Source organism: Leifsonia sp. LS1 (assembly GCF_020521355.1).
Classification (GTDB): Bacteria; Actinomycetota; Actinomycetes; order Actinomycetales; family Microbacteriaceae; genus Leifsonia.
Genome location: NZ_BPER01000011.1, coordinates 13,473 through 39,650, shown reverse-complemented (window position 1 = coordinate 39,650; position 26,178 = coordinate 13,473). Strand labels below are relative to the sequence as shown.

General features: G+C 69.9%; 28 protein-coding genes. 12 read left to right on the top strand and 16 right to left on the bottom strand.

What is annotated here, in order from left to right:
* Positions 1-27: 27 nt before the first annotated feature.
* Complete coding sequence (locus tag LLS1_RS17025; RefSeq protein ID WP_226657495.1) at positions 28-1,803, bottom strand: DEAD/DEAH box helicase; 1,776 nt, start codon at positions 1,801-1,803, stop codon at positions 28-30.
* Positions 1,804-1,945: 142 nt separating this feature from the next.
* On the opposite strand from LLS1_RS17025, the gene LLS1_RS17020 reads away from it, so the two are divergent.
* Positions 1,946-2,737 carry an SGNH/GDSL hydrolase family protein gene (locus tag LLS1_RS17020; protein WP_223356501.1) on the top strand — a complete coding sequence of 264 codons (792 nt, stop codon included), beginning with the start codon at positions 1,946-1,948 and terminating at the stop codon, positions 2,735-2,737.
* A 6-nt stretch (positions 2,738-2,743) separates the two neighbouring features.
* On the opposite strand, the gene LLS1_RS17015 is transcribed toward LLS1_RS17020, so the two are convergent.
* Positions 2,744-4,000 carry a D-alanyl-D-alanine carboxypeptidase family protein gene (locus LLS1_RS17015; RefSeq protein ID WP_226657411.1) on the bottom strand — a complete coding sequence of 419 codons (1,257 nt, stop codon included), beginning with the start codon at positions 3,998-4,000 and terminating at the stop codon, positions 2,744-2,746.
* A 19-nt stretch (positions 4,001-4,019) separates the two neighbouring features.
* Positions 4,020-4,844, bottom strand: a complete 825-nt coding sequence (locus LLS1_RS17010; protein WP_226657409.1) for an RNA methyltransferase — start codon at positions 4,842-4,844, stop codon at positions 4,020-4,022.
* Between the two features lie 58 nt (positions 4,845-4,902).
* On the opposite strand from LLS1_RS17010, the gene LLS1_RS17005 reads away from it, so the two are divergent.
* On the top strand, positions 4,903-5,772 hold the full coding sequence (locus LLS1_RS17005; RefSeq protein ID WP_223356514.1) for a Sir2 family NAD-dependent protein deacetylase: 870 nt from the start codon (positions 4,903-4,905) through the stop codon (positions 5,770-5,772).
* Between the two features lie 46 nt (positions 5,773-5,818).
* Positions 5,819-6,418 carry a histidine phosphatase family protein gene (locus LLS1_RS17000; protein WP_223356516.1) on the top strand — a complete coding sequence of 200 codons (600 nt, stop codon included), beginning with the start codon at positions 5,819-5,821 and terminating at the stop codon, positions 6,416-6,418.
* A gap of 35 nt (positions 6,419-6,453) precedes the next feature.
* Here LLS1_RS17000 and LLS1_RS16995 read toward each other — a convergent pair whose 3' ends face one another.
* On the bottom strand, positions 6,454-7,557 hold the full coding sequence (locus tag LLS1_RS16995; protein WP_226657407.1) for a glycosyltransferase family 1 protein: 1,104 nt from the start codon (positions 7,555-7,557) through the stop codon (positions 6,454-6,456).
* A complete protein-coding gene (locus LLS1_RS16990; protein WP_226657406.1) occupies positions 7,554-8,483 on the bottom strand; it encodes an alpha/beta fold hydrolase in 930 nt (309 codons plus the stop codon). The genes LLS1_RS16995 and LLS1_RS16990 overlap by 4 nt, the downstream gene beginning before the upstream one ends.
* 135 nt (positions 8,484-8,618) lie before the next feature.
* Between LLS1_RS16990 and treS the strand changes: the two genes are divergently transcribed.
* From treS to LLS1_RS16975, 3 genes are all read left to right on the top strand, one after another.
* Entirely contained in the window at positions 8,619-10,328 is a 1,710-nt protein-coding gene (gene treS / locus LLS1_RS16985; protein WP_223356522.1) for a maltose alpha-D-glucosyltransferase, read from the top strand.
* Between the two features lie 71 nt (positions 10,329-10,399).
* On the top strand, positions 10,400-11,083 hold the full coding sequence (locus tag LLS1_RS16980) for a 3'-5' exonuclease (RefSeq protein WP_223356525.1): 684 nt from the start codon (positions 10,400-10,402) through the stop codon (positions 11,081-11,083).
* Positions 11,084-11,418: 335 nt separating this feature from the next.
* Positions 11,419-11,733, top strand: a complete 315-nt coding sequence (locus LLS1_RS16975; protein WP_226657404.1) for a DUF4190 domain-containing protein — start codon at positions 11,419-11,421, stop codon at positions 11,731-11,733.
* Positions 11,734-11,812: 79 nt separating this feature from the next.
* Here LLS1_RS16975 and LLS1_RS16970 read toward each other — a convergent pair whose 3' ends face one another.
* The 3 genes from LLS1_RS16970 to glgA all read right to left on the bottom strand — a co-directional run bounded on the left by LLS1_RS16970 (position 11,813) and on the right by glgA (position 14,233).
* Entirely contained in the window at positions 11,813-12,064 is a 252-nt protein-coding gene (locus tag LLS1_RS16970; RefSeq protein WP_223356530.1) for a type B 50S ribosomal protein L31, read from the bottom strand.
* A gap of 124 nt (positions 12,065-12,188) precedes the next feature.
* Positions 12,189-12,989, bottom strand: coding sequence for an ABC transporter ATP-binding protein (locus tag LLS1_RS16965; RefSeq protein ID WP_226657403.1), 801 nt, complete (start codon positions 12,987-12,989; stop codon positions 12,189-12,191).
* 59 nt (positions 12,990-13,048) lie between these two features.
* A complete protein-coding gene (gene glgA / locus LLS1_RS16960; protein WP_226657402.1) occupies positions 13,049-14,233 on the bottom strand; it encodes a glycogen synthase in 1,185 nt (394 codons plus the stop codon).
* Between the two features lie 46 nt (positions 14,234-14,279).
* Between glgA and LLS1_RS16955 the strand changes: the two genes are divergently transcribed.
* A complete protein-coding gene (locus tag LLS1_RS16955; RefSeq protein WP_223356537.1) occupies positions 14,280-15,524 on the top strand; it encodes a glucose-1-phosphate adenylyltransferase in 1,245 nt (414 codons plus the stop codon).
* Positions 15,521-16,210, top strand: a complete 690-nt coding sequence (gene serB / locus LLS1_RS16950; protein WP_226657400.1) for a phosphoserine phosphatase SerB — start codon at positions 15,521-15,523, stop codon at positions 16,208-16,210. The genes LLS1_RS16955 and serB overlap by 4 nt, the downstream gene beginning before the upstream one ends.
* A gap of 156 nt (positions 16,211-16,366) precedes the next feature.
* Here the strand turns inward: serB and fabG are convergent, their stop codons facing one another.
* The gene (fabG, locus tag LLS1_RS16945) at positions 16,367-17,077 is read right to left on the bottom strand and encodes a 3-oxoacyl-ACP reductase FabG (protein ID WP_226657398.1); all 711 of its coding nucleotides are present in this window, start codon (positions 17,075-17,077) and stop codon (positions 16,367-16,369) included.
* Positions 17,078-17,141: 64 nt separating this feature from the next.
* On the opposite strand from fabG, the gene LLS1_RS16940 reads away from it, so the two are divergent.
* From LLS1_RS16940 to LLS1_RS16930, 3 genes are read left to right on the top strand one after another with little or no spacing between them, the layout of a single operon-like run.
* Positions 17,142-17,447 carry a DUF3099 domain-containing protein gene (locus LLS1_RS16940; RefSeq protein ID WP_226657396.1) on the top strand — a complete coding sequence of 102 codons (306 nt, stop codon included), beginning with the start codon at positions 17,142-17,144 and terminating at the stop codon, positions 17,445-17,447.
* Positions 17,444-17,701 carry a hypothetical protein gene (locus LLS1_RS16935; protein WP_226657394.1) on the top strand — a complete coding sequence of 86 codons (258 nt, stop codon included), beginning with the start codon at positions 17,444-17,446 and terminating at the stop codon, positions 17,699-17,701. The genes LLS1_RS16940 and LLS1_RS16935 overlap by 4 nt, the downstream gene beginning before the upstream one ends.
* Entirely contained in the window at positions 17,698-18,558 is an 861-nt protein-coding gene (locus LLS1_RS16930; protein WP_226657392.1) for an SURF1 family protein, read from the top strand. The genes LLS1_RS16935 and LLS1_RS16930 overlap by 4 nt, the downstream gene beginning before the upstream one ends.
* Positions 18,559-18,629: 71 nt before the next feature.
* Here LLS1_RS16930 and LLS1_RS16925 read toward each other — a convergent pair whose 3' ends face one another.
* The 6 genes from LLS1_RS16925 to sufB all read right to left on the bottom strand — a co-directional run bounded on the left by LLS1_RS16925 (position 18,630) and on the right by sufB (position 24,373).
* Positions 18,630-20,228, bottom strand: coding sequence for an ABC-F family ATP-binding cassette domain-containing protein (locus tag LLS1_RS16925; RefSeq protein WP_226657390.1), 1,599 nt, complete (start codon positions 20,226-20,228; stop codon positions 18,630-18,632).
* Between the two features lie 78 nt (positions 20,229-20,306).
* Positions 20,307-20,636, bottom strand: a complete 330-nt coding sequence (locus tag LLS1_RS16920) for a metal-sulfur cluster assembly factor (RefSeq protein WP_223356553.1) — start codon at positions 20,634-20,636, stop codon at positions 20,307-20,309.
* Positions 20,637-20,645: 9 nt separating this feature from the next.
* A complete protein-coding gene (gene sufC, locus LLS1_RS16915; RefSeq protein WP_226657388.1) occupies positions 20,646-21,440 on the bottom strand; it encodes a Fe-S cluster assembly ATPase SufC in 795 nt (264 codons plus the stop codon).
* Positions 21,441-21,445: 5 nt separating this feature from the next.
* Positions 21,446-21,772, bottom strand: a complete 327-nt coding sequence (locus LLS1_RS16910) for a non-heme iron oxygenase ferredoxin subunit (RefSeq protein ID WP_226657386.1) — start codon at positions 21,770-21,772, stop codon at positions 21,446-21,448.
* Complete coding sequence (sufD, locus tag LLS1_RS16905; RefSeq protein ID WP_226657384.1) at positions 21,772-22,953, bottom strand: Fe-S cluster assembly protein SufD; 1,182 nt, start codon at positions 22,951-22,953, stop codon at positions 21,772-21,774. Before sufD ends, LLS1_RS16910 begins: the two co-directional genes overlap by 1 nt.
* Before the next feature lies 1 nt (position 22,954).
* Positions 22,955-24,373 carry a Fe-S cluster assembly protein SufB gene (gene sufB / locus LLS1_RS16900; RefSeq protein WP_226657382.1) on the bottom strand — a complete coding sequence of 473 codons (1,419 nt, stop codon included), beginning with the start codon at positions 24,371-24,373 and terminating at the stop codon, positions 22,955-22,957.
* A gap of 317 nt (positions 24,374-24,690) precedes the next feature.
* Between sufB and LLS1_RS16895 the strand changes: the two genes are divergently transcribed.
* Positions 24,691-25,635: a heme A synthase gene (locus LLS1_RS16895; RefSeq protein ID WP_226657380.1), complete on the top strand. Its 945-nt coding sequence runs from the start codon at positions 24,691-24,693 to the stop codon at positions 25,633-25,635.
* On the opposite strand, the gene LLS1_RS16890 is transcribed toward LLS1_RS16895, so the two are convergent.
* Positions 25,606-26,154, bottom strand: coding sequence for a GNAT family N-acetyltransferase (locus LLS1_RS16890; protein ID WP_226657378.1), 549 nt, complete (start codon positions 26,152-26,154; stop codon positions 25,606-25,608). The two genes, LLS1_RS16895 and LLS1_RS16890, sit on opposite strands and share 30 nt — an antisense overlap.
* Positions 26,155-26,178: the final 24 nt, after the last annotated feature.

Below are 26,178 nucleotides of genomic sequence, written 5' to 3'. Positions count from 1 at the left end.
CCGTCACCCGCGCGCGGCTCGGTCGGCTCAGTGCCGGCCGAGCCGTTTGCGCAGGTACTCGATCCGGGCCTGAAGCTGCGACACACTCGCCTGGGCGACGGCGGGGCCGCCGCACACGCGTCGCAGCTCCGCGTGGATGAGGCCGTGCGGCTCGCCCGCGTTCTTCGAGTAGAGGCCGACGAGGCTGTTGAGCAGCTGCCGTTGCTCCTTGAGCGTGCGATGGAGCGGCGCCGGGGCGTGCCCGTCGGCGTCGGCCGGCCGCGAGGAGGCACGCCGGGCCTGGCGCTGCTGCCGCTGCATGAGCAGTTCGTGCACCTGGTCGGGTTCCAGGATGCCGGGGAGCCCGATGAAGTCGTGCTCCTCGTCGGTGCCGGGGACGGCGAAGCTGCCGAACTCCCGGCCGTCGAACACCACCCTGTCGAAGTTGGCCTCCGACCCGAGCGCCTCGAACGCGAACTCCTCTGTCAGCGCCTCCGACGCCCGCTCCTCGCGGTTGGCGTCGGCGACCATCGCGTCCTCGGGGTTCCACAGGTCGCCCTCGGCGTTCTCGTCGGTGATCCGGTCGAGAGCGTGGTCCCGCTCCAGCTCCAGCGCGCTCGCGAGCGACATCAGCGCCGGCACGTTCGGCAGGAAGACCGAGGCCGTCTCCCCGCGACGACGGGCGCGCACGAAGCGGCCGATCGCCTGGGCGAAGAACAGCGGGGTGGAGGCGCTCGTCGCGTACACGCCGACGGCGAGCCGCGGGACGTCGACGCCCTCCGACACCATCCGCACGGCGACCATCCAGCGCGAGGCGCCCTTCGAGAACTCCTCGATCCGGTCGCTCGCCTCCTTCTCGTCCGAGAGGACGACCGTCACGGGCTCCCCGGTGATCCGCTGCAGGATGTCGGCGTACGCCCGCGCCGCGTAGTGGTCGGTCGCGATGACCAACCCGCCCGCGTCCGGGATGGCGCCGCGCACCTCGGTCAGGCGGCGGTCGGCTGCGCTGAGCACGGCGGGGATCCATTCGCCGCGCGGATCGAGCGCGGTGCGCCACGCCTGCGACGTGATGTCTTTGGTGTTGCCCTCGCCGAGCCGCGCCTCCATCTCGTCGCCGGTCTTCGTGCGCCAGCGCATGTGGCCGGCGTAGACCATGAAGATGACGGGCCGCACGACGCCGTCGGCGAGAGCGCGCCCGTAGCCGTAGTTGTAGTCGGTGAGCGACGTGCGGATGCCCTGCTTGTCGGGCAGGTAGGTGACGAACGGGATGGGTGCCGTGTCGGAGCGGAACGGCGTCCCCGTCAGCGACAGCCGACGGGTCGCCCGCTCGAACGCGTCGCGGATGCCGTCGCCCCAGCTGAGTGCGTCGCCGCCGTGGTGCACTTCGTCGAGGATGACGAGGGTCCGGCTCGCCTCGGTGATGTCCTTGTGGAGGCTCGGCCGCATGGCGACCTGCGCGTAGGTGACGGCGACACCTTTGTAGTGTCGGGCGTAGCGGCCGTCGGCGTTCCGGAAGTCCGGGTCGAGGTTGAGCCCGACGCGCGAGGCGGCCTCCGCCCACTGCCGCTTGAGGTGCTCGGTGGGAGCGACGACGGTGACGCGCTCGATCGTGCGGCGGGCCAGCAGCTCGGTCGCGAGACGCAGTGCAAACGTGGTCTTGCCCGCGCCCGGCGTCGCCGCCGCGAGGAAGTCGCGGGGCTCGTTCTGGAAGTACGCGTCGAGCGCCTCGGCCTGCCAGGCACGCAGCTTGCCCGCGGTTCCCCACGCGGCGCGCTCCGGGAACGAGGGCGACAGATGCTCGGCGGCGAAGCTTCCGGCATGCACTCCCACAGCCGACGCATCGGCGCCCGATTCAGGGCCCGGCTCGAACCCGGGGAGGGAGGCAGCTGTCGTTTCCACGTGGATCAAATCTACCCGCTGGCCCCGACATCCGCGTCGCGGGACCGGTCGGATGCAGAATGGAGGAATGGTCGAAGCGCAGCACCCCTGGTCCCGCTATGTCGCCCTCGGCGACTCCTTCACGGAGGGCATCGGCGACCCCGAGCCCGCCAGCCCCGGCGGCCACCGCGGCTGGGCCGACCGCGTGGCGGAAGTGCTGAGCAGCCAGACGGACGACTTCGCGTACGCCAACCTCGCAGTGCGCGGCAAGCTGATCAAGCAGATCCTGGACGAGCAGGTCGCGCCCGCCCTGGCGCTCCGACCCGATCTCATCACCATCTCGGCGGGCGGCAACGACGTGATCCGTCCCGGCACCGACCCCGATCAGATCGCCGTGCTGTTCGACGAGGCCGTGACCCGGCTCAGCCGCGACGGAGCCACGATCGTGGTCTTCACGGGCGTCGACGTCGGCTTCTCCCCCGTCTTCCGCGGCATCCGCGGCAAGGTCGCGATCTACAACGAGAACGTGCGCGCCATCGCCGCCCGGCACGATTGCATCGTGGCCGACCAGTGGGCGCTCACCGAGATCCAGGATCAGCGCATGTGGGCACCCGACCGTCTCCACCTCGCGCCGCTCGGCCACCACACCGTCGCGCGGATGGTGCTGGCCGCCCTCAACGTGCCCAACGACCTGCAGCCCCTCGAACCCGAGCCGCTTCCCGTGCGCACCTGGCGTCAGGCCCGTGCGGAGGACCTCTCCTGGGCTCGCGAGTACCTCGTGCCGTGGGTCGTCCGGCGCATCCGCCACCAGTCCTCGGGCGACCATGTGCTGCCCAAGCGCCCGGAGGCCGGGCCGTTCCTGATCCGCACGGAGGACTGACCGAGTTCAGAGCCCCAGGCCGCCCGGATGCGCGAGGCGCCAGCCGAAGCCCGGGTCGGGGATGTCCTTCGCGAGCGCGAGCTCGGCCGTCTGGGTCTTGCCGTTCGAGGTGAAGGTCACGCGCCCGATGACGTCGCCGGCGAAGCCGGACTGCACCCGGCGCGTCTCGACGGCGACCTCGATCGGCCGGTCGGACCAGACGACGAACGTCGTCGCCGTCGTGGCGACCAGGTCGGAGCTCGCCTTCCACGGCGTGCTGTACGACCCGAAGACCTGACCCTTCGTCGAGGCGGACACCTCGTGGAAGCCGGCTTTCACGCTCGTGAGCAGCGCCTTCACGCCGGCCCAGAGGTCGTCGTGGGTCGGCGCGCCGAGCACGACGCCGAGCACGCGCACCTTCGCGTTGCCCACCGCGAGCTCCGCCGAGAACAGGAGGCAGTTGCCCGCCTCGTCGGTGTTGCCCGTCTTCAGCCCGTCGATGCCTTCCCAGCCGAGGAGGGTGTTGGTGTTGTCCTGCGCGCCGGCGCCGGGGAGCGTCGCCGTCTTCTGCGACACGATCGACGAGAGCGCGGGCGAGTCGAGCACCAGCTTCCCGAGCCCGAGGAGGTCCTTCGTCGAGCTCACGTTGCCCGGGTCGAGGCCGTCGGCACTCACGATCTTCGTGCCGGTGAACCCCTTCGCCGCGAGCCACGTGTTCGCCGCGTCGACGTAGGCGGACTGGGAGCCGTACGCCCAGTTCGCGAGCGAGATCGCGTAGTTGTTGGCCGAGGGCAGGAGCATCGCCGTGAGCGCCTCCTTCTCGGTGAGGGTCGTCCCCGCCTGCACCGGCGCCCACGACCCTCCCTCCGCGATGACCTCGTTCCAGATGTCGACGTCCTTCTGCGTGAACGGGATCGACGGCCCCTGCTCGCCTCCGGTCAGCGGCTTCGCGTCGAGGACGACCAGGGCGGTCACGACCTTCGTCACGCTCGCGATCGGCACGCTCGCATCGCTGCCGTGGTACTCGGTGGCGCCCTCGTAATCGGGCGCGGTCACAGCGGACGAGCCGTACCCGGGCCAGGCGAGCTGCGCGGCAGGCTGAACGATGGACTTCTCATGGGACACGACGGCGGCCGTGGCCGGGACCGGGGTCAGCAGCGAGCCGGCGACGTACAGGAAGGCCAGCAGGATCGCTCCGCCGAGACCGAACACCACGAACCGGCGGCGACGGTACACCGTGCGGGAGAGACGGCGCGGAGGATCGACGGGGACTTGCGGGGACACCCTCGAAGTCTAAGCGGCCCTATCGAGGCGACGGCTGAGAACGCGCCCGCAGCGCCCAGAGCGCCACCGCGCTCGCGGAGGCGACGTTGAGGGAGTCGACACCGTGCAGCATCGGGATGGTGACCACCGTGTCCGCCGCGGCCAGCGCCCGCCGGCTCAGGCCGTCACCCTCCGACCCGAGGACCATCGCGACGCGCTCCGGCGCCTCGGCCGCGTAGTCGTCGAGCGACACCGCGTCGTCGGCCAGCGCGAGGGCGGCGATGGCGAAGCCCGCGTCGTGCAGGATGGCCGCGGCCTCGTCCCACTCCGGGATGCGCGTCCACGGCACCTGGAGCACCGTGCCCATGCTGACCCGCACGCTGCGGCGGTACAGCGGATCGGCGCAGCGCGGGCTCACCAGCACCGCATCCGCGCCGAGCCCGGCGACGGAACGGAAGATCGCCCCGACGTTGGTGTGGTCGACGATGTCCTCCAGCACGACGACTCGGCGTGCGGCCTTCAGCAGGTCGCGCGGGTCCGGCAGCTCCGGACGGTGCATCGCCGCCAGCGCCCCACGGTGCAGGTGGTAGCCGGTGAGCTGCTCGAGGACGCCGGCGTCGCCCACGAACACCGAGACGTCCGGGTGCTCCACCAGCAGCGGTTCGACGTCGGGCAGCCACTGCTCCTGCAGCAGCACCGAGCGCGGGCGGTGCCCGGCGGCGAGGGCGCGGGTGATGACCTTGGTCGACTCGGCGATGTAGAGACCGCCCTCCGGTTCGCTGATCCGTCGCAAGGCGACGTCGGTCAGGCGGGAGTAGTCGGCGAGGCCGTCGGCGCTCAGGTCGGTGATTCGCTGGATCTGCACGCGTCCACATTGCCAGGCCCCGGAAACAATTCGGAAAACTGGGGTGTTTAGACTCACGATGGGGGACGATCTGGAGGTGCCCGTGAACACGCTGACGACGGAGCTGACGCCCGAGCTCGCACGGGGGATCGACGACACCGTGGCCCTGCTCGCCGGACGCCGCTTCGCCGTGCTCACCGGCGCGGGCGTGTCGACGGACTCCGGCATCCCGGACTACCGCGGCGAAGGCGCCCCCACGCGCACCCCGATGACCTTCCAGCAGTTCCTCGCCGACGACCGGTACCGCAAGCGCTACTGGGCCGGCAGCCACCTGGGCTATCGGCGCTTCGCGGCGGCGCACCCCAACGACGGCCACCGTGCGCTCGCGGCCCTCGAGTCCGCCGGCGTCGCCAACGGCGTCATCACGCAGAACGTCGACGGGCTCCACAAGCAGGCCGGCTCGCAGCGGGTCGTGGACCTGCACGGCTCGATGGACCGCGTGCTGTGCCTCGTGTGCGGCCAGGTCTTCGCGCGCGAGGCGATCACCGCGCGCATCGACGCGGCCAATCCGTGGCTCGACACGGAGGGTGCGGTCGAGATCGCGCCGGACGGCGACGCCATCGTCACCGACGTCGACGCGTTCGAGGTGCCCGACTGCACGGTCTGCGGCGGGCGTCTCAAGCCCGACGTGGTCTTCTTCGGCGAGTTCATCCCGGCGGAGAAGTACCGGGAGGCCAGCGCGCTCGTGCGCTCGTCCGACGCACTCCTCATCGCCGGCTCCTCCCTCGTCGTCAACTCGGGGATCCGCCTCCTCGAAGAGGCGCGCCGCCGCAAGCTGCCGATCGTCATCGTCAACCGCGGGGAGACCAAGGGCGACCTGAGGGCGACCATTAAGCTGGAGGGCGGGACGACGGAGACGCTCGTCGAGCTCTCCCGCCGGCTGGCCTAGCGTTCGTCGCCGCGGCCACGGCGCGTCCTGCTGCGAAAGGACGCGCGTGACCCTCATCTCCCTGGTTCGCCATGGTCAGACCGACTGGAACCTCGCCCGCCGCATCCAGGGCTCGAGCGACATCCCGCTGAACGACACCGGCCGCGCCCAGGCGGAGGCCACCGGTCGCGCCCTGGCGGGCGGACGTTTCGACGCGATCTACGCCAGCCCGCTGGGCCGCGCCTTCGAGACCGCGAGCATCATCTCGTCGCACCTCGGCCTCGGGGAGCCGACGCCGCTTCCCGCTCTGGTCGAGCGGCACTACGGCGAGGCGGAGGGTCTCACCGGCGCCGAGATCCTCGAACGCTGGCCCGAGGGGACGCCCGTGCCCGGGCGCGAGACCCGCGAGCAGGTCGTCGAGCGCGCGCTTCCCGCCCTCGTCGAACTGGGCGAGAGTCACCCCGGCGAGAGCATCCTGGTGGTCAGCCACGGCGGCGTCATCGGGTCACTGGTGCGGCAGGTGACGGACCACGCGCTCCCCGGGCCGGGCGAGGTCATCCCGAACGGCTCGGTGCACCGTTTCGTGTATGTCGACGGAGCGCTCCGGCTCGACCGCTTCAACCTCGGTCCGGAGGACCGCGACCTGCTCACCGCCTCCGTCATGTGACCGGAGGCGGCGTCTGCCGCCGCCGACGACCTCGATCAGCGGGTGCGGCCGCCCGTCCGGCGCTCCGCCCGGGACGCCGTCGCCGTGAGGACCGTGAGCAGGTGCGCCGCGGACGCTTCCCAGGTGTAGCGGGCCGCCTCCGCGCGAGAGGCCGCGGCGCGCGCCGCCCACACACCCTCCTCTTCGAGGTGCCGCACCCGGTCCGCGAGCTGATCGGGAGCGTCGGCGTCGAAGAACAGCGCCGCTTCACCCCCGATCTCGCGGAAGATCGGAATGTCGCTGACGACCACCGGCGTTCCGAGCGTCATCGACTCCACGAGCGGGATGCCGAAGCCCTCGTCGCGCGACGCGGTGACCAGCGCCGTGGCGGCGGCCAGCGTCTCCGCGTACTCCTCGTCGCTGGCCCCGTCGTGGAAGACCAGGCGGGCACCGGGCGCGAGGGCCGCGAGCCGCTGCTTCTCCTCCTCCCCCACCCGGCTCATCAGGTGGAGCTCGTAGTCCGGCAGCAGGGCGACCGCGCGCACGAGCGTGTCGACGTTCTTGTACGGCATGAACGAGCCCATGTAGACCAGGCTCTTCGACTCCGGGGCGGGGCGCGCGGCGCGCTCGTCCGCGATCGCCGGCATGTCGGCCGCGTTCGGCACCACGAAGACCGGACGGCGGGTGAGCCGGTGCTCGGCGATGAGGTCCTTGGTCGTCTTCGAGACGGTGACCACCGCATCCGACCGGTTGAGCAGCAGCCGCTGCGGCCACCAGGCGAGGTGGTAGAGCCGCCACAGACCGCGCACGAAGGCCGGGAGGTCGCGCGGCGGCGTCGGGTGGCGGTAGTAGATCAGGTCGTGCACGGTCAGCACCAGGCGGTACCGCCTCCCGAAGCCGCCCATCGTCTGCATGGGCGTGAACACGATGTCCGGGGAGAGCCGATTGACCTGGCGGGCGACCCACGGCTCGCCGACAGCGGTCGGCGAGCCGATGAGCTCCCACGGCAGATCCGGCAGCATCTCGAGCTGGCGATGGTCGCTGATCAGCATGGTGACGGCGTGGCGCTCGGCCAGGGCGGCGACGAGCCCGGCCGTGAAACGGCTGATCCCGTCGTGGCGGCCGATGCGGGTGTACCGGCAGTCGAACAGGATCTTCACACGGTCTCCTCGGTGGTGAGGAACGAGCGGATGGCCGCGGCCGCCTCGACCGGCTTCTCGTAGTGGATGAGATGGCCGACCCCGGCGATCTCCACAAGCCGCGCATCGGGAAAGACTTCGCACAGCCGCCGTTCGGCCGCGATCGGAGTGATGTCGTCGTCGACGGCGGCGACCAGGAGCGTCGGCTCCGGGATGCGCGCGGCGTACTCGCTGACGTCGTGCGACACCGACGCGCGGAACGCCTCGAGCACGACCCGGCGGTCGCTGAAGGCGGAGAAGTACCGGTGGTGCTGATCGTGGATCCAGGCGCGCAGGCCCGGCTCCCTGGTCTTGGCCATCGCCTCGCTCATGACGCGCACGATCACGCGGTTGCGCAGCAGCGCGAAACCCAGGCGCTCGGGCAGCACAGCGGCGAGCCAGTAGTAGAAGATCGCCAGGCGGGTGAGCACGCCGCGCGGCCCCTTCAGCGCGGGCTGGCCGATCGGGTTGACCAGGATCACGGAGGCAGGATGCGGCGGGTCGCCGGCACCGCGGGCGGCGAGCGCGCCGGAGACGACGATCGAGCCGAACGAGTGCCCGAGCAGCACGAGGGTGCCCCGCACGTCCAGCCCGGCCACGAAGGCGCGCAGCCACTCCGAGTAGCCCTCGATGTCGTGGGCGGCCCCGACCAGCGGCGTCGACTCCCCGAAACCGGGCAGATCGGGCGAGACCATCCGCAGCTGCGGGAGCTGCGCCACCACCGGCTCCAATCCGTGATGGTCCCCCCGGAACCCGTGCACGACGACGACCGTCACGCCTGCCTCGGGGTCGCCGTAGTCCCAATAGCGGGTCGTCCCGCCCAGCAGCTCCATCTCGCCGCGACGGACGGGTAGTCGGCCGAGCGCGTCGGCGTATGGTGAGGCTGTGTTCCTCGTCGAGGTGGTCATCGCACACAAGTCTAGGCAAGCCGCGCGCGCCCACCCCGTGAATGTGCGAGGAGGACTGGACAGGGCACTGCGCACACCCCCTAGACTTTCCTGGTTGTAACCGCTTGCATCCGGCCCCGTGCCAGAAGGAGAACCGTGAGTTTCACCGCGCCCATCACGCTGCCCGGGCTCACCCTCGACCCCCAGTGGTACCGCCGAGCGGTCTTCTACGAGGTCATGGTGCGCTCGTTCGTCGACAGCAACGGAGACGGCTCCGGCGACCTCGCGGGCCTGACCTCCAAACTGGACTACCTCCAGTGGCTGGGCATCGACGCGCTGTGGCTGCCGCCGTTCTTCCAGTCGCCCCTGCGCGACGGCGGGTACGACGTGTCGGACTTCAAGGCGATCCTGCCGGAGTTCGGCACCATCGACGAGTTCCGCGACCTGGTCACCAAGGCGCACGAGCGCAACATGCGCATCATCATCGACCTGCCGATGAACCACACCTCCGACCAGCACGAGTGGTTCCAGCAATCGCGCTCCGACCCCGAGGGGCCGTACGGCGACTTCTACGTCTGGAACGAGACCGACGACAAGTACCCGGACATCCGCATCATCTTCGTCGACACCGAGGATTCCAACTGGGCCTTCGACGAGGCGCGCCGCCAGTACTACTTCCACCGGTTCTTCTCGCACCAGCCCGACCTCAACTTCGAGAACCCTGCCGTGCACGACGCGATGTACGACATCGTCCGGTTCTGGCTCGACCTCGGGGTCGACGGGTTCCGCCTCGACGCCATCCCCTACCTCTACGAGTCCGACGAGGGCAACGGCGAGGGCGAGCCGCCGACGCACGAGTTCATCAAGCGGCTCCGCGAGATGGTCGACCGCGAGTACCCGGGCCGCATGATGATCGCCGAGGCCAACCAGTGGCCGCGCGAGGTCGCCGCGTTCTTCGGCAGCGACGAGGAGCCCGAGTGCCACATGGCGTTCGACTTCCCCGTGATGCCGCGCATCTTCTACGCGCTCCGCTCGCAGCAGGCGACCGAGCTGGTCCGCGTGCTCTCCGAGACCACTGACACCCCCGAGGGGGCGGCGTGGGGCGTGTTCCTGCGCAATCACGACGAGCTCACCCTCGAGATGGTGAGCGAGGAGTACCGGCAGGCGATGTACGGCTGGTACGCGTACGACCCGCGTATGCGCGCCAACATCGGCATCCGGCGCCGGCTGGCCCCGCTGCTCGACAACTCGCGCGCCGAGCTCGAGCTCGCGCACGCTCTGCTCTTCTCGCTCGCCGGCAGCCCGTTCCTCTACTACGGCGACGAGATCGGGATGGGCGACAACATCTGGCTGCCCGACCGCGACAGCTCGCGCACGCCCATGCAGTGGACGCCCGACCGCAACGGCGGCTTCTCCACCGCCGACCCGGGCAAGCTGTTCCTGCCGGTCGTGCAGTCGCTCGTGTACCACTACAACCAGGTGAACGTGGAGGCGCAGCTCGCGCAGTCACGCTCCCTGCTGCACTGGGTGCGCAACGTCATCCACGTGCGCAAGGCCCATCCCGTGTTCGGTCTCGGCTCCATGCGCGTGCTGGAGACGGATCACGAGTCGGTGCTGGCGTTCGTGCGGTCGTACGAGGGCAGCGGCACCCACTTCGGAGACCAGCCGGAGGATGTGCTGTGCGTGTTCTCCTTCGCGCACAACCCCATCTCGGTCACGCTGGACGCCCCCGAGCTCGCCGGACGCACTCTCTACGACATGTTCGGCGGGGCCGAGTTCCCCACCGTCGCAGAGGACGGCCGGTTCACGCTCACGCTCGGCACCCAGAACTTCTACTGGCTGCACATCGAGCCGCGGCGCGACTGAGCGACCACGGTTCGCCGACCCGCCCGGTGTGGCGGCCGGGCGGTGTCGTCCGCTCCCCGTACCCTGACGGTATGGGTTGGCACCATGAGCTCGGAGTCTTCGATCTGGAGACCACCGGAGTCGATGTCGAGACCGCCCGCATCGTCACCGCGCACGTCGGTCTGCTGAACGAGCAGGGCGAGGTCGTGCACGGCCGCTACTGGCTGCTCGACCCGGAGGTGGAGATCCCCGCCGAGGCGACGGCGGTGCACGGCATCACCACCGCGCTGGCGCGGGAGAAGGGAATGGACGCCGGCGCAGGCGTCGCGGCGATCGTCGACCAGCTCCGTCGGCTGTTCGCCCGCGCCATCCCCGTCGTCGCATACAACGCCCCCTACGACTTCACCCTGCTCGACCGGGAGGCACGCCGCCACGGCGTGGAGCCCCTCGACTCCCCCGGGCCCATCGTCGACCCGCTGGTCATCGACCGCGCCGTGGACAAGTTCCGTCCCGGCAAGCGCACCCTCACTGTCGCGGCCGATCATTACGGCGTCTCCCTGACCGACGCGCACGACGCCGGGGCCGACGCGATCGCCGCGGGCCGCGTCGCCCAGGCCATGGCGCTCCGTCACGCCGAGCACCTCTCGATCGACGCCGCGGAGCTGCACCTCAAGCAGATCGACTGGTGCCGCGAGCAGGCCGCCGATTTCCAGGACTACATGCGCCGCGTGCGCGATCCGGAGTTCACCGCCTCCGGCGACTGGCCCCTGCGCTGAGCAGAGCCGCGCACTCCACCGCCTCCGCCACCCCGATTCAGGACGACCGTCGCCACGTCTGCTGCCGTTCGGGACGACCGCGGTGCGGCGCCGGCCCGCAGATGTCCCGTAACACAGCGGTCACCGGACGCGGCAGCGCCGGCAGCGACCGCCGAGCACGGCGGCGCAGCTCCGGTACAGGACGACTGCCACCACGTCTGCTGCGGTTCGGGACGACCGCGGTGCGGCGCCGCGCAGCAAACGTCCCCTGACAGAGCAGTCGCCGCGCGGACGCGGCTCTCCGCCTCCCGGGCTGGGGGTTCTCCCCCAACTCGCTGAACGCTAGTGTCGTCGGCATGAGCGATCACAACCTGAACCCTCAGCCCCTCCCGCCGCAGCAGCAGCCGCAGTACGCTGCCGCCCCGCCCGCGCAGCCCGGCTACAACACCCTGGCGATCGTGGGCTTCATCCTGGCCTTCTTCGTCAACGTCGTGGGAGTCATCCTGGGCTTCGTCGCCCTCTCGCAGATCAAGCGCACCGGTGAGCAGGGCCGCGGTCTCGCGATCGCCGCCATCATCATCGGCTTCGCGGAGATCCTCCTCGGCATCATCTTCACGATCATCATCATCGCCTCGATCGGCGTCGCGGCCGCCAACTACAACAGCTACTGAGCACGCGGCGCAGCGCACGAAGAGGCCCCCGTCGTATCGACGGGGGCCTCTTCGTGCGCTGCGGCCGAGCCGCTGCGTCTTACTTGCCGAAGTTCTTGTAGCGCGAGTTGAACTTCTCGACACGGCCGGCCGAGTCGAGGATGCGCTGCTTGCCGGTGTAGAAGGGGTGCGACTCGGAGGAGATCTCGACGTCGATCACCGGGTAGGTGTTGCCGTCCTCCCACTCGATGGTCTTCTCGCTGGAGACGGTGGAGCGGGTGAGGAACGTCGCACCCGAGGCCAGGTCGCGGAAAACAACCGGAGCGTAGTCGGGGTGGATGCCAGTCTTCATCAGGACTTCCTTGTTGCGTTGGTTTCGGTCGGTCGGGCCCGCGTTACAGAAGCGCGAGCGGAAAGCTCTCGGCCGCCACGAGGCAGAATGACTCGGGAGCCAGCTATCGAGTTTAGCAGATGACTCAGCCGGCGGTGGTCTGACGCGCCCGCGCGGTGTAGCGGCCGTCGGTCTCGACGAGCTCGACGTCGACGCCGAAGGTGTCGCTGAGGCTCTCGCTCGTGAGCACCTCCCCGATCGGGCCCTGCGCCGAGACCTGGCCGTCCTTGAGCAGGAGGGCGCGGTTGAAACCGAGCGGGATCTCTTCCACGTGGTGCGTGACCATGACGATCGCGGGCGACTTCGCGTCGCTGGCGTAGCCGCCGAGCAGCTGGACGAGCTCCTCGCGGCCGCCCAGGTCGAGGCTGGCCGCGGGCTCGTCGAGGAGGAGGATCTCGGGGTCGGTCATCACCGAGCGCGCGATCTGGACGCGCTTCTGCTCGCCGTCGCTCAGGCTGCCGAAGGTGCGCTGCGCGAGGTGCTCCAGGTGCCACTCGCCGAGCACGCGCAGGGCGCGACGCTCGTCGATCTCCTCGTAGAGCTCGTTCCAGCGGCCGGTCACGGCGTACGCGGCCGTCATGACGACGTCGAGCACGGTCTCCTTGCGCGGGATGCGGCGGGCGAGGGCGCTCGACGCGAACCCGATCAGCGGGCGCAGCTCCGCGAGGTCGCTCTGGCCGAGCGTCTCGCCGAGGACGACGGCCTCGCCTCCGGAGGGATGGAGAGCCGCCGCCGCGATCTGCAGCAGCGTGGTCTTGCCCGCGCCGTTGGGGCCGAGCACGACCCAGCGCTCGTCCGGCTGAACGGCCCAGTCGACGCCTTGGAGGACGGCGTTGCCGTCCCGGGTCACGGACACGTCTGAGAGCTGGAGAACGCTGCTGGCCATGCCCTCTAGCCTACCCATGCGAGGAGGTCGGAACCGACCGTGACAGGCCCCCCGGAGCGCTACCGGCTCACCGATCGGTAGATGTCACGTGTCTGCTCCGCGATCGCGGCCCAGCTGAACGACGTCTCGGCGCGCTCGCGGCCGGCCTGACCCATCCGAGCGGCCCGCTCCGGGTCGCTCACGACCTCCGTCAGGGCCGCCGCGAGGTCGCGGACGAACCCGTCGGGGTCGGTCGGCGTCCCGGTGCCGTCCTGGAGCTGATCGATCGGCACGAGCCGGCCGGTGACGCCGTCGACGATGACCTCGGGGATGCCTCCGGTCGCGGTCCCGACGACCGGGAGGCCGCACGCCATCGCCTCGAGGTTGACGATCCCCAGCGGCTCGTAGATCGACGGGCACACGAAGACGGTGGAGGCCGTGAGGGCGATCCGCAGCTCCTCGTTGGTCAGGAGCCGGTCGATCCACACGACGCCGTCGCGTTCGGCCTGCAGCTGCTCGACGAGGCCGCTCACCTCGGCCAGGATCTCCGGGGTGTCGGGCGCGCCGGCGCACAGCACGAGCTGCACGTCGGACGGGAGCATCCGCGCGGCCCGCAGCAGATAGGGCAGGCCCTTCTGGCGGGTGATCCGCCCGACGAAAACGACGGCCGGTCGCGTCGGGTCGATCCCGAGCGCCCGCGCCCGCTCGTCGTCCGTCAGCGGCGTCCAGCGCTCGAGGTCGATGCCGTTGTAGACGACGGACACGCGCTCCGGTTCCAGCGACGGGTACGAGTTCAGGATGTCGCGGCGCATCCCGTCGCTCACCGCGATGACGCGGTCGGCGGCTTCGAAGGCGGTCTTCTCGACCCAGCTCGACACGCGGTAGCCGCCGCCGAGCTGCTCGGCCTTCCACGGCCGCAGCGGCTCGAGACTGTGCGCGGTGACCACGTGGGGCACGTCGTGCAGCAGCTTCGCCAGGTGGCCGCCGGCGTTGGCGTACCACGTGTGCGAGTGGACGACGTCCGCTCCCCCGCAGTCCTGCGCCATCTGGAGATCGACCCCCAGGGTCGCCAGGGCTCCGTTCGCCTCCCGCAGCTCCGCGGGCACCGGGTACGCCACCGTGTCGGCGGCGTCCCGCGGCTCGCCGAAGCAGCGGACGATCACCTCGATGTCGGCGCGCAGCGCGCGCACGAGCTCGGTGACGTGCACCCCGGCGCCGCCGTAGATGTCCGGCGGGTACTCCCTGGTCAGAAGATCAACGCGCATGTCCAGAACGCTAGTACAGCCCTCCAGTTGCCTCTACTGTGGTGGCATGGCAGCAGGCAGGAAGATCTTCGGCATCGTACTCGCGGGTGGAGAAGGGAAGCGGCTGATGCCGTTGACGGCCGATCGCGCCAAGCCCGCCGTCCCGTTCGGCGGTCAGTACCGGCTCATCGACTTCGCGCTCTCGAACCTCATCAACTCCCAGCTGCGCCAGATGGTCGTGCTCACGCAGTACAAGTCGCACAGCCTCGACCGCCACGTCTCGCAGACCTGGCGCCTCGACGGGATGCTGAACTCCTACATCGCGTCCGTCCCGGCCCAGCAGCGCCTCGGCAAGCGCTGGTTCAGTGGATCGGCCGACGCGATCCTGCAGAGCCTCAACCTGCTCCGCGACGAGAAGCCCGACATCGTCGTGGTGGTGGGCGCCGACCACGTCTACCGCATGGACTTCGCGCAGATGATCCAGGCCCACATCGACTCGGGAGCGGCGGCGACCGTCGCGGCGATCCGGCAGCCCATCTCGCTCGCCGACCAGTTCGGCGTCATCGAGGTCGACGCCGCGCACCCGGACCGCATCGCCGCCTTCCGCGAGAAGCCGAGCGACCCGGTGGGCCTGCCCGACTCCCCGGACGAGGTGCTCGCCTCGATGGGCAACTACGTCTTCGACGCGGACGCCCTGATCGACGCCGTCATCCGCGACGGCGACCGCCCCGACTCCAACCACGACATGGGCGGCGACATCATCCCGGACTTCGTCTCGCGGGGCGAGGCCGGCGTCTACGACTTCAACAACAACGACCTCCCCGGCTCGACCGACCGCGACCGCTACTACTGGCGCGACGTGGGGACGATCGACTCGTTCTTCGAGGCCCACCAGGATCTGATCTCGGCGCTGCCGGTCTTCAACCTGTACAACCGCGAGTGGCCGATCTTCAGCCAGGTGCTCAACTCCCCGCCGGCCAAGATCGTCCGCGACGGCCGCGGTGCGCTCGGCACCACCATCGACTCCATCGTGTCGCTCGGCTCGGTGATCTCGGGCGCGCACCTGGAGCGCAGCGTGCTGGGTCCGTGGGCGAAGGTCGACTCCGGCGCGAAGGTCGTGGACTCCGTCGTGTTCGAGCGCGCCGTCATCGAGCCGAACGCGTTCGTCGGCCGTGCCATCCTGGACAAGGACGTCGTGGTGGCCGAGGGCGCCCGTATCGGCGTGGATCCGGCACGGGACCGCGCGCGCGGTTTCACCGTCACGGAGTCCGGCATCACCGTCGTCGGCAAGGGAGTTCACGTCGTTCCATGACGTCCGCACACACGCACCAGCAGCACCCGCAGCAGCACCCGCAGTCCCCGGCCTCGTTCCTCGTCGTCCTCGACGCCGACTCGACCCTCATCCACGACGAGGTGATCGAGCTGCTCGCCGAGGAGGCGGGCGCGCGTTCCGAGGTCGCCGAGATCACCGAGCGCGCCATGCGCGGGGAGCTCGACTTCGCGCAGAGCCTGCGTGAGCGCGTGCGCGCCCTGGCCGGCCTCCCCGTCTCGGTCTTCGAACGCGTCGGTGAGCGCATCCGCGTCACGGACGGCGTCCCGGAGCTCATCGCCGGCGTTCAGGCCGCCGGCGGGCTCGTCGGCGTCGTCTCCGGCGGTTTCCACGAGCTGCTCGACCCGCTCGGCGCCCGGCTCGGACTCGACCGCTGGCGCGCCAACCGCCTCGCCGTGCGCGACGGGGAGCTGACGGGCGAGGTCGAGGGACCGATCGTCGACGCCGAGGCCAAGGCGCACGCGCTGCGCGAGTGGGCCGACGCGGCGGGCGTTCCGCTCCGGCGGACGCTCGCGATCGGCGACGGAGCCAACGATCTGCGCATGATGGCGCAGGCCGGGCTCTCGATCGCGTTCAACGCCAAGCCGCGGGTGCGGGCCGAGGCCGATCTCGTGATCGACCGCCAGGACCTCGCCCAGGTGCTCCCCCTTCTCGGCCTCCGCGGCTGAGAGGGCCCGGGAAGGGCTCCCCGCTTCTGTCGCTGCGCCGATCCCCGCGCACCTCGCGGCCTCCGGAGGATTTCCCGCCGGCTCCGCTACGAATCTCCTCCGCAACCCGCCATACCCGGGCGTGTCACGTCGCCCATCCTCCGTTCCCTGCGGCGCCTAGTGCCCCATCCCGAGACCGCCGTCGACCGGGATGACCGCTCCGGAGATGTACCCGGCGTCGTCGCCCGCGATCCAGGTGACGACCTTCGCCACCTCGTTCGGCGACGCGAACCGGCCGGCCGGGATGCTCTTCTTGTATTCGGCCTGCTGCGTCTCGGGCAGGGCGGCCGTCATGTCCGTCTCGATGAATCCGGGTGCGACGACGTTGGCTGTGATGCCGCGGGCGCCGAGCTCGCGCGTGATCGAGCGCGCCATTCCGACGAGGCCGGCCTTCGAGGAGGCGTAGTTGACCTGACCGGCGCCGCCGAACAGGCCCACCACGCTCGAGATGAGGACGATGCGGCCGAAGCGGGCCTTCAGCATGCCCTTGTTGGCGCGCTTGACGACGCGGAAGGCGCCGCCGAGGTTGGTCTCGATGACGCTGTCGAACTCGTCGTCGGTCATGCGCATGAGCAGCGTGTCCTTCGTGATACCGGCGTTGGCGACCACGATCTCCACCGGGCCGAGCTTCTCCTCGATCTCGGTGAACGCCGCGTCGATCGACGCGGTGTCGGTCACGTCGGCGCGCACCGTCAGCGCCCCCTCCGGCCCCTCGCCCGAGCGGGCGGTGACGGCGACGCGGTGGCCCTGGGCCACGAACTCCTCGGCGATCGCGTAGCCGATCCCGCGGTTGCCGCCGGTGACGAGCACGGTGCGCTGCGTGGTCATGTGGTGATTTCCCTTCGAATAGAACGGGTACCAGTCTATGGACGTACGCTTGAGGGGAATCCTCATGAAGACCACGCGCCCCACGCTCACGAACTTGCCGACCTCGCCCGACGAGGAACGCCACCACCGGATGATCCGGTACTCGGTGGCGATGGGCATCCGCGTCGTCTGCCTCATCGTGGCGGTGCTGGTCCCGGGCTGGTGGGCGGCCGTCCCGATCGTCGCGGCGGTGTTCCTCCCCTACGTCGCCGTCGTGCTCGCGAACGTGCACGGGGACCCGCGTCGAGGAGAAGCCCAGCGTCCGGGCAATATCCTTCCCATGACGCCTCCGCCGCCGGGTGGCGGCCACGAGAAGCAGGAGGGCCAGTGATCGGATTCGGGGAGCCCGAGCCTCTGACGTGCTCGCGTGCCGGGTGCCGCGAGACGGCGACGTGGCGGATCGAGTGGCGCAACCCCCGGATCCACACCGCCGACCGGGTCAAGGTGTGGCTGGCCTGCGCGGAGCACGTGGAGTTCCTGCGGGAGTTCCTGGCCGCGCGCGACTTCCCGCTCGCGGTGAAGCCGGTTGTTGCGGCGGCGTCGGACGCGGAGCCGGTGGCGGCCGACGAGCGGACCGGCGCGTGAGCGCGGGTGGGGGCTGGCGGTTCGCCTTCTCCAAACGCTGGCTCGGTTACCTGGCGTTCGCCGTGGCGTTCGCGATCGCCTGCGGGTTCCTCTCCAACTGGCAGTTGGCGCGCAGCAAGGAGGCGGCGGCTGCGAACGCTCTCATCGCGCAGAACTTCGACTCGAAGCCCGTGCCCTTGACCGAGGAGCTCCCCTCTCTGACGGCGTACGCGAAGAATCAGGAATGGACGCGCGTCACCGTCACGGGCACCTACGAACCCGACCGCCAGCTGCTGGCGCGGAACCGGCCGTTCAACGGCAACCCGGGCTTCGAGGTCCTCACCCCGCTGCGCACGGCCGACGGCGCGCTCTTCATCGTCGACCGCGGCTGGGTGCCGACCGGGAACGACTCCGACGACCCCGACACGGTGCCGGCGCCGCCGACCGGTACCGTCACCGTCGTGGCGCGCCTCAAGGCCAGCGAGCCGGCGATATCCGGCCGCACCGCGTCGGGTGACCAGGTGGGCACGATCCAGCTCTCGGTGGTCAAGGAGAAGCTCGGCGGAGCCGACGTCTACACGGGCGCCTACGGCCTCCTGGACACCGAGGACCCCGCTCCCGCCACCGCACCGACCCCGACGGTGACGACACCGCCCACGCAGGACGAGGGCCTCCACTGGTCGTACATGATCCAGTGGATCATCTTCGCGATCATCGGCTTCTTCGGCCTCGGCTACGCGCTGCGAACCGAGTACCGCAAACGCAACGAGGACGACCCCGCCGAGAAGGCGCGTGCGGCCGAACGCGAGCGCAAGCGCGCCCTCAAGCGCACCGACGCCGACGTGGAGGACGAGCTCCTCGACGCCTCCTCCCGCTGACCTCCCGCACATTTGGACCAAATGTGCACTCTGAGACCCTCAGAGTCGACATGTGGTCCAAATGGCGGAGGTCAGGCGAGCGAGATGAGTTCCAGGTAGTCCTTGTTCCAGTGGTCTTCGACGCCGTCGGGCAGGATGAGGACGCGCTCGGGGTTGAGCGCCTCCACCGCGCCCTCGTCGTGGCTGACGAGCACGACGGCCCCCTCGTAGTGCGCCAGCGCGTCGAGGATCTCGTCACGGCTCGCCGGGTCGAGGTTGTTCGTCGGCTCGTCGAGCAGCAGCACGTTGGCGCCGGACACGACGATCATCGCGAGCGCCAGTCGGGTCTTCTCGCCACCGGAGAGCACACCCGCCGGCTTGTGCGCGTCGTCGCCCGTGAACAGGAAGGAGCCCAGCACTCTGCGGGCCTCCGTCTCGGTCAGGCTGGGCGACGACGACACCATGTTCTGCAGCACCGAGCGCTCGACGTCGATCGTCTCGTGCTCCTGCGCGTAGTAGCCGATGCGGAGGCCGTGACCGGGCTCGATCTGACCGGTGTCGGGTCTGTCGACACCCGCGAGCATCCGCAGCAGCGTGGTCTTGCCCGCACCGTTGAGACCGAGCACGACGACCTTCGAGCCGCGGTCGATCGCGAGGTCGACGGCCGTGAAGATCTCGAGCGAGCCGTAGCTCTTCGAGAGGTCCGAGGCCTGCAGCGGCGTGCGTCCGCAGGGGGCCGGGGTCGGGAAGCGTAGCTTCGCCACGCGGTCGACCTGGCGCACCTCGTCCAGGCCGGCGAGCAGCTTCTCCGCTCGCGCCACCATCTGGTGCGCGGCCGCGGCCTTCGTCGCCTTCGCACCGAACTTCGCGGCCTGCAACTGGAGGGCACCGGCCTTCTTCTCGGCGTTGGCGCGCTCCTTCTTGCGACGCTCCTCGTCCGCGGCCCGCTGACGCTGGTAGTTCTTCCAGCCCATATTGTAGACGTCGATGACCTGCCGGTTGGCGTCCAGGTAGAAGACGCGGTTGACCGTCTCGCCCACGAGGTCGACATCGTGCGAGATCACGATGAAGCCGCCCGTGTAGCCCTTGAGGAACTCGCGCAGCCACACGACCGAGTCGGCGTCGAGGTGGTTGGTGGGCTCGTCGAGGATCATCGTGCGCGCGTCCGAGAACAGGATGCGGGCCAGCTCGATGCGACGTCGCTGGCCGCCCGAGAGGGTCTTGAGCGGCTGGTCCAGGATGCGGTCGGGCAGGTTCAGGTTGCTCGCGATGGAGGCGGCCTCCGCCTCCGCGGCATACCCGCCGAGCATGCGGAACTGCTCCTCCAGCCGGCCGTACTTCTTCATGGCCGCCGCCGACACCGCGGCGTCGTCGCTCGCCATGTCGAGCGTCGCCTGCTGCATTCCGAGCACGATGGACCCGAGCCCGCGCGCGTCCAGGATGCGGGTGCGCGCCAGGTCGTCGAGGTTGCCCGAGCGCGGGTCCTGCGGCAGGTAGCCGAGCTCCCCGCTGCGCTCGACCTTGCCGGCGGTCGGAAGCAGGTCTCCCGCGAGCACCTTGGTGAGCGTGGTCTTGCCGGCGCCGTTGCGGCCGACGAGGCCGATCTTGTCGCCGTCGGCGACGCGGAAGCTGACGTCCTCCATCAGGAGGCGGGCGCCGACGCGCAGTTCGAGGCCCTGGACGCTGAGCACGATGAATCCTTGTCTTTCAGAGGTCATCCGCCCCGGACCGAGGTCCGGGGCGGATGGAGGTGATGATGAGGGTGCGGGTCAGATGGCGAAGCCGAGCGCGCGCATCATGTCACGCCCGTCGTCCGTGATCCGCTCCGGGCCCCACGGCGGCATCCACACCCAGTTGATCCGGAACGCCTCGACGATGCCGTCGAGCGACTCGGCGGTCTGCTCCTCCAGCACATCTGTGAGGGGGCAGCCCGCGCTCGTCAACGTCATCGAGATGATGAGAGCGTTGTTCTCGTCGTCCCAGCCCAGATCGTAGATCAGGCCGAGGTCGACGACGTTGATCCCGAGCTCGGGATCCATGACGTTCTTCAGCGCCTCTTCGACCTGGTCGAAGAGCGCCGGACTCAGCGTGGCGACCATGGGACGAGCCTACGCCCCGGCCAGCTCGCCGGCGGAGGCGCTGGCGGACTCGGGTGCGTCGACGTAGCGGTCGTAGCCCTCCTCCTCCAGGCGGTCGGCCAGTTCGGGGCCGCCCTGCTCCGCCACCTTGCCGGCGACGAACACGTGCACGAAGTCCGGCTTGATGTAGCGGAGGATGCGCGTGTAGTGGGTGATCAGGAGGATGCCGAGACCGGTGTTGGCCTTGGCGCGGTTGACGCCCTCCGACACGATCTTCAGCGCGTCGACGTCGAGGCCGGAGTCGGTCTCGTCGAGCACGGCGAACTTCGGCTTGAGCAGCTCGAGCTGGAGGATCTCGTTGCGCTTCTTCTCGCCGCCGGAGAAGCCTTCGTTGACGTTGCGCTCGGCGAACGACGAGTCCATGCGCAGCGCGGCCATGCTCTCGCGGACGTCCTTGACCCAGCTGCGGATCGCGGGCGCCTGACCGTCGATGGCGGTCTTGGCGGTGCGCAGGAAGTTCGTGTTGGTGACGCCGGGGATCTCGACCGGGTACTGCATGGCGAGGAACAGGCCGGCGCGGGCACGCTCGTCGACGCTCATCGCGAGGACGTCCTCGCCGTCGAGTGTGATGGTGCCGCCCGTGACGGTGTACTTCGGGTGGCCGGCGATCGTGTACGCCAGGGTCGACTTGCCCGAACCGTTCGGGCCCATGATGGCGTGGATCTCGCCTTCGCGGATGGTCAGGTCGACGCCGTTCAGGATGGGCTTGGTGCCCTGGTCCGTTTCGACGGTGACGTGCAGGTCGCGGATCTCGAGGACAGACATGGTGTTCAAATCTCTTTCGTAACGTTCGGGTCGATGTAGACGTCGCCGTCGATCAGCTCGACCGCGTAGACGGGGACGGGCTCGTACGCCGGGAGGTTGAGGGGCTTGCCGGTGAGCAGGGAGAACTGGGAGCCGTGCGCCCAGCACTCGAGGGTCTCGCCTTCGACGAAGCCCTCGGACAGCGAGATCTCGCCGTGGGTGCAGGTGTCGCCGATCGCGTGGACGTCGCCCGCGGAGTCTTTGACGACCGCGATCGCGACGCCGTCCACGACGACACGGGTGGCCTGGTTCTCCACCAGCTCCGCGACGGCGAGCACGCGCGTGGCGCCCATCAGCCGGCCGCCACGACGGAGGCCGCCAGCTCCGCCTCGATGGCGGCCTGGAGGCGCTCCTGCAGGGCGGGCGAGCCGATCTGCTGGACGATCTCGAAGAGGAAGCCGCGCACGACGAGTCGGCGCGCCTCCTCCTCCGGGATGCCGCGCGACTGCAGATAGAACAGCTGCTCGTCGTCGAACCGCCCGGTGGCACTGGCGTGACCGGCGCCGACGATGTCGCCGGTCTCGATCTCCAGGTTCGGCACAGAGTCGGCGCGGGCGCCGTCGGTGAGGACCAGGTTGCGGTTCTGCTCGTAGGTGTCGGTGCCGACGGCCTTCGGCCCGATCAGCACGTCGCCGATCCAGACCGTGCGTGCGCCCTCGCCCTGCAGCGCGCCCTTGTAGGTGACGCGGCTGCGGGTCTCGGGGCCGTCGTGATGCACGTACACCTGCTGCTCGAGGTGCTGGCTCGCGTCGGCGAAGTACGCGCCGAGGAGCTCCGCGTCCGAGCGGGCGCCGGCCAGGTGGGCCGACGGGTTCAGGCGGACGATCGAGCCGCCGAGCGTGATGGCGACGTGCTTGAGGCGCGCGCCCTCGGCCAGCTCCGCGAAGTGCGCGGCCACGTGGACGGCCTCGTCGTCCCACTCCTGAACGGTGACGACGGTCACGTCCGCGTCGGCCCCGACGAGGAACTCGACGTTCTCGGCGAGGTGCGCGGCGCCGCTGTTCTGCAGGATGAGCGTGCCGCGGGCGCCCGGTGCGATCTCGACGACCGTGTGCGCGGCGCGCGCGGTGGCGCCGAGGGACGCGCGGGTCACCGTCGCCTCCTTCGCGTCGTCGCCGGAGAAGCCGATCAGCAGTGCCTGCTCGAACGCGGTCCACGCGTTGGCGGAGACGCGGTCCTCCGGGAGGCCGGCGGCACCGATGCGGACGTCGTCGCGAGCGATCCACGAGGTGGTCACGCCGGGGGCGTCGACGACATCGACGGTGTATGGGGAGCCGTCGAGCTCACCGGTGAGGAGCTCGGTGAGCCGCGCGACGGGCGTGTACTTCCACATGACCTCGCGGCCGGTGACCGCCGGGAAGTCGGCGACGTCGGTCGAGGTGAAGCGCTCGGAACGGGTCTGGACGGGGACGGGCGCGCGCATGTGGGACGGAGCGACGGCCGCCGGGTCGATCGTGGGGGTCGTGGACGTCATTTCAGCCGACAGAGCCTTCCATGCCCATCTCGATGAGCTTGTTGAGTTCGAGTGCGTATTCCATCGGGAGCTCGCGAGCGATCGGCTCGATGAAGCCGCGGACGATCATGGCCATCGCCTCGTCCTCCGGCATGCCCCGGGACATCAGGTAGAAGAGCTGCTCCTCGCTCACCCGCGAGACGGTCGCCTCGTGGCCGAGCTGCACGTCGTCCACCCGGATGTCGATCGCCGGGTAGGTGTCGGAGCGCGAGATCGTGTCGACCAGCAGGGCGTCGCAGCGCACCGTGTTGGCGGCGTGGTGCGCGTTCGCATCCACCCGCACCTCGCCGCGATAGCCGGCACGGCCGCCGCCGCGCGCGATCGACTTCGAGACGATCGACGACTGCGTGTAGGGCGCCATGTGGATCATCTTCGCTCCGGCGTCCTGGTGCTGGCCCGGGCCCGCGAAGGCGACCGAGAGGGTCTCCCCCTTGGCGTGCTCGCCCATCAGGTAGATCGACGGGTACTTCATCGTCACCTTGGAACCGATGTTGCCGTCGATCCACTCCATGGTCGCGCCCTCGGCCGCGGTGGCCCGCTTGGTCACGAGGTTGTAGACGTTGTTGGACCAGTTCTGGATGGTCGTGTAGCGCACGCGCGCGTTCTTCTTCACGATGATCTCGACGACCGCCGAGTGCAGCGAGTCCGACTTGTAGATCGGGGCGGTGCAGCCCTCGATGTAGTGGACGTAGCTGCCCTCGTCGGCGATGATCAGCGTGCGCTCGAACTGGCCCATGTTCTCCGTGTTGATGCGGAAGTAGGCCTGGAGCGGGATCTCGACGTGGACGCCCTTCGGAACGTAGACGAACGAGCCGCCCGACCACACGGCGGTGTTCAGTGCGGCGAACTTGTTGTCGCCGGAGGGGATGACCGTTCCGAAGTACTCTTCGAAGAACTCGGGGTGCTCCTTGAGCGCCGTGTCCGTGTCCATGAAGATCACGCCCTGGGCCTCGAGCTCCTCGTTGATCTGGTGGTAGACGACCTCGGACTCGTACTGCGCGGCGACGCCGGCGACGAGGCGCTGGCGCTCCGCCTCGGGGATGCCCAGCTTCTCGTACGTGTTCTTGATGTCCTCGGGCAGGTCCTCCCAGGTCTGGGCCTGCTTCTCCGTGGATCGCACGAAGTACTTGATGTTGTCGAAGTCGATCTCCGACAGGTCCGCGCCCCAGGTGGGCATCGGCTTGCGCTCGAAGAGCTGGAGCGCCTTGAGACGCCGTTGCAGCATCCAGTCCGGTTCGTCCTTCAGCGCGGAGATGTCGGTGACCACCTCCGGCGAGAGGCCGCGACGCGCGGAGGCGCCCGCCGCGTCGGAGTCGGCCCAGCCGAACTCGTACTGCCCGAGGCTGTTGAGTTCTGGCCGGTCGATCAGGATGTCTGACATGTCTACCTCTTTCCTTCCACTCGTAACCGGATATCAGTCCGGCTCATTCCTCTCGGGCGGCAAGCGCTGGCCTGCCGATCGGGCGTCCTGATTGTGCGGGTGGCTGGTGTGCGAACCTAAAATGATCGAAGACGACGGGCGACTGTGCCCTGGCCGCTTCGCGTCGGACTGCCGTTCTCGGCAGGGGCGCGGGCGGGCACGCGCAGGAGCGCGTTCTCGAACCCATCGATTCTACAGGTGCGGGCCGGTAAATGTAGAGGCGCGCCCTGCGCGTTGGCCGAGTATCCGAACCACACCGAGAAAGCCCCTAGGAAGACATGAAGCGCATCATCGCCTGGCTGCCCGACCGCGTCGACACCCGGCTGAAGGTGATCGGCTGGGTCTACCTGGTCGGCCAGATCGTGCTGGTGGGCACCGGGGGCCTCGTCCGGCTGACCTCGAGCGGCCTCGGCTGCCCGACCTGGCCGAAGTGCACGGACGACTCCTTGGTCAACACGCCCGAGATGGGCATCCACGGGGTGATCGAGTTCGGCAACCGCCTGCTGGGCGTCGTGCTCGGCATCATCGCCATCGTCGCCTTCCTGATGGTGCTCAAGTTGCGCCGGTCACGTCCGGAGCTCTTCTGGCTCACGCTTCTCGCCGGGCTCGGCATCCCCGCACAGGCCGTGATCGGCGGCCTCAGCGTGCTCACGGACCTCAACCCGTACGTGGTGGGACTGCACTTCGTGATCTCGACGGTCCTCGTCGCGCTGTGCGCGGCCTTCCTCCTGCGTCTCTACGCCGTGCCCGGCCCCCGGGTGCGCGCCGTTCCCGCCTGGTTCGCCGGCCTGGCGCACCTCACCAGCTTCGTCGTCGCTGTCACCATCGTCGTCGGCATCCTGACGACCGGCTCCGGGCCGCACTCGGGTGACACCAAGGCGAGCCGCAACGGGCTGAACCCCGAGATCCTGGAGCACGTGCACGCGATCCCGGCCTACGTGACCTTCGGGCTCACGCTGGTGCTCGTCATCGCGTCGCTCCGCATCCGGACGACCCCGGTGCACCGCTACGCGATGTACCTGCTGGCGGTGGAGGTGCTCCAGATCGCCGTGGGCCTCATCCAGGCGAACACCGGACTGCCGGGGATCCTGGTCGGCATCCACATGATGCTCGCTGCGCTGCTCGCGGCGGCGATGACTGCCGTCGTCATGTCGCTGAAGGCGCCCGTCGCAGCCGACGACGCGCACGAGGGGTCAGCGGTCAGCGGAGCCGTCGCCGCGTAGCAGCTCACCGACGAGGGCGTCGCGATCCTCGTCGTGGAACCGCACCCGGTGCACGGCGCCCTCGTCGAAGCGGAACCCCACCGACGAGGCCAGCCGGCGGCTGACCTCGTTGCCGACCAGGCACTCCCACCGCAGTCGCTCGAACCCCAGGCCGTCGGTGGCGAGCGCATACGCGCAGACCGCCGTGAGGGCTTCCCGCATCACCCCGCGGCCGCGCGATCCCGGCTCGAGCCAGCAGCCGAGCGACGCCGAACCCGCCTTCTCGTCACGCCGCACCTCGACGACGCCGAGCAGCGGGGCGGTCTCCCCCGGCCGGATCGCCCACACCGTGTACTGCCCGCTCGCCAGGCCGTGCGGGCAGTAGCTGCGGACGAAGAACTCCGCGCTCGCGCGGGTGTACGGCTGCGGGAGCGGGACCCACCGCGAGGTGTCCTCGTCCTGGCACGCGGCCAGGACGGCGGGGATGTCGCTCTCGCGAGGGGCGTCGAGCACGAGCCGCGGCGTCCTGAGGGTCAGCACCCTCCGACGCTAGCAGCGGCGCCG

Coding starts and splice junctions, on each gene's coding strand:
- serB (WP_226657400.1), top strand. CDS start 15,521: ATGACGTCCGCACACACGCACCAGCAGCACCCGCAGCAGCACCCGCAG.
- LLS1_RS16975 (WP_226657404.1), top strand. CDS start 11,419: ATGAGCGATCACAACCTGAACCCTCAGCCCCTCCCGCCGCAGCAGCAG.
- LLS1_RS16940 (WP_226657396.1), top strand. CDS start 17,142: ATGAAGACCACGCGCCCCACGCTCACGAACTTGCCGACCTCGCCCGAC.
- sufD (WP_226657384.1), bottom strand. CDS start 22,953: ATGACGTCCACGACCCCCACGATCGACCCGGCGGCCGTCGCTCCGTCC.
- LLS1_RS16990 (WP_226657406.1), bottom strand. CDS start 8,483: ATGACCACCTCGACGAGGAACACAGCCTCACCATACGCCGACGCGCTC.
- fabG (WP_226657398.1), bottom strand. CDS start 17,077: ATGACCACGCAGCGCACCGTGCTCGTCACCGGCGGCAACCGCGGGATC.
- LLS1_RS17005 (WP_223356514.1), top strand. CDS start 4,903: ATGGGGGACGATCTGGAGGTGCCCGTGAACACGCTGACGACGGAGCTG.
- LLS1_RS17020 (WP_223356501.1), top strand. CDS start 1,946: ATGGTCGAAGCGCAGCACCCCTGGTCCCGCTATGTCGCCCTCGGCGAC.
- sufB (WP_226657382.1), bottom strand. CDS start 24,373: ATGTCAGACATCCTGATCGACCGGCCAGAACTCAACAGCCTCGGGCAG.
- LLS1_RS16910 (WP_226657386.1), bottom strand. CDS start 21,772: ATGGGCGCCACGCGCGTGCTCGCCGTCGCGGAGCTGGTGGAGAACCAG.
- LLS1_RS16895 (WP_226657380.1), top strand. CDS start 24,691: ATGAAGCGCATCATCGCCTGGCTGCCCGACCGCGTCGACACCCGGCTG.
- sufC (WP_226657388.1), bottom strand. CDS start 21,440: ATGTCTGTCCTCGAGATCCGCGACCTGCACGTCACCGTCGAAACGGAC.
- glgA (WP_226657402.1), bottom strand. CDS start 14,233: ATGCGCGTTGATCTTCTGACCAGGGAGTACCCGCCGGACATCTACGGC.
- LLS1_RS16980 (WP_223356525.1), top strand. CDS start 10,400: ATGGGTTGGCACCATGAGCTCGGAGTCTTCGATCTGGAGACCACCGGA.
- LLS1_RS16970 (WP_223356530.1), bottom strand. CDS start 12,064: ATGAAGACTGGCATCCACCCCGACTACGCTCCGGTTGTTTTCCGCGAC.
- LLS1_RS16920 (WP_223356553.1), bottom strand. CDS start 20,636: ATGGTCGCCACGCTGAGTCCGGCGCTCTTCGACCAGGTCGAAGAGGCG.
- LLS1_RS16955 (WP_223356537.1), top strand. CDS start 14,280: ATGGCAGCAGGCAGGAAGATCTTCGGCATCGTACTCGCGGGTGGAGAA.
- LLS1_RS16965 (WP_226657403.1), bottom strand. CDS start 12,989: ATGGCCAGCAGCGTTCTCCAGCTCTCAGACGTGTCCGTGACCCGGGAC.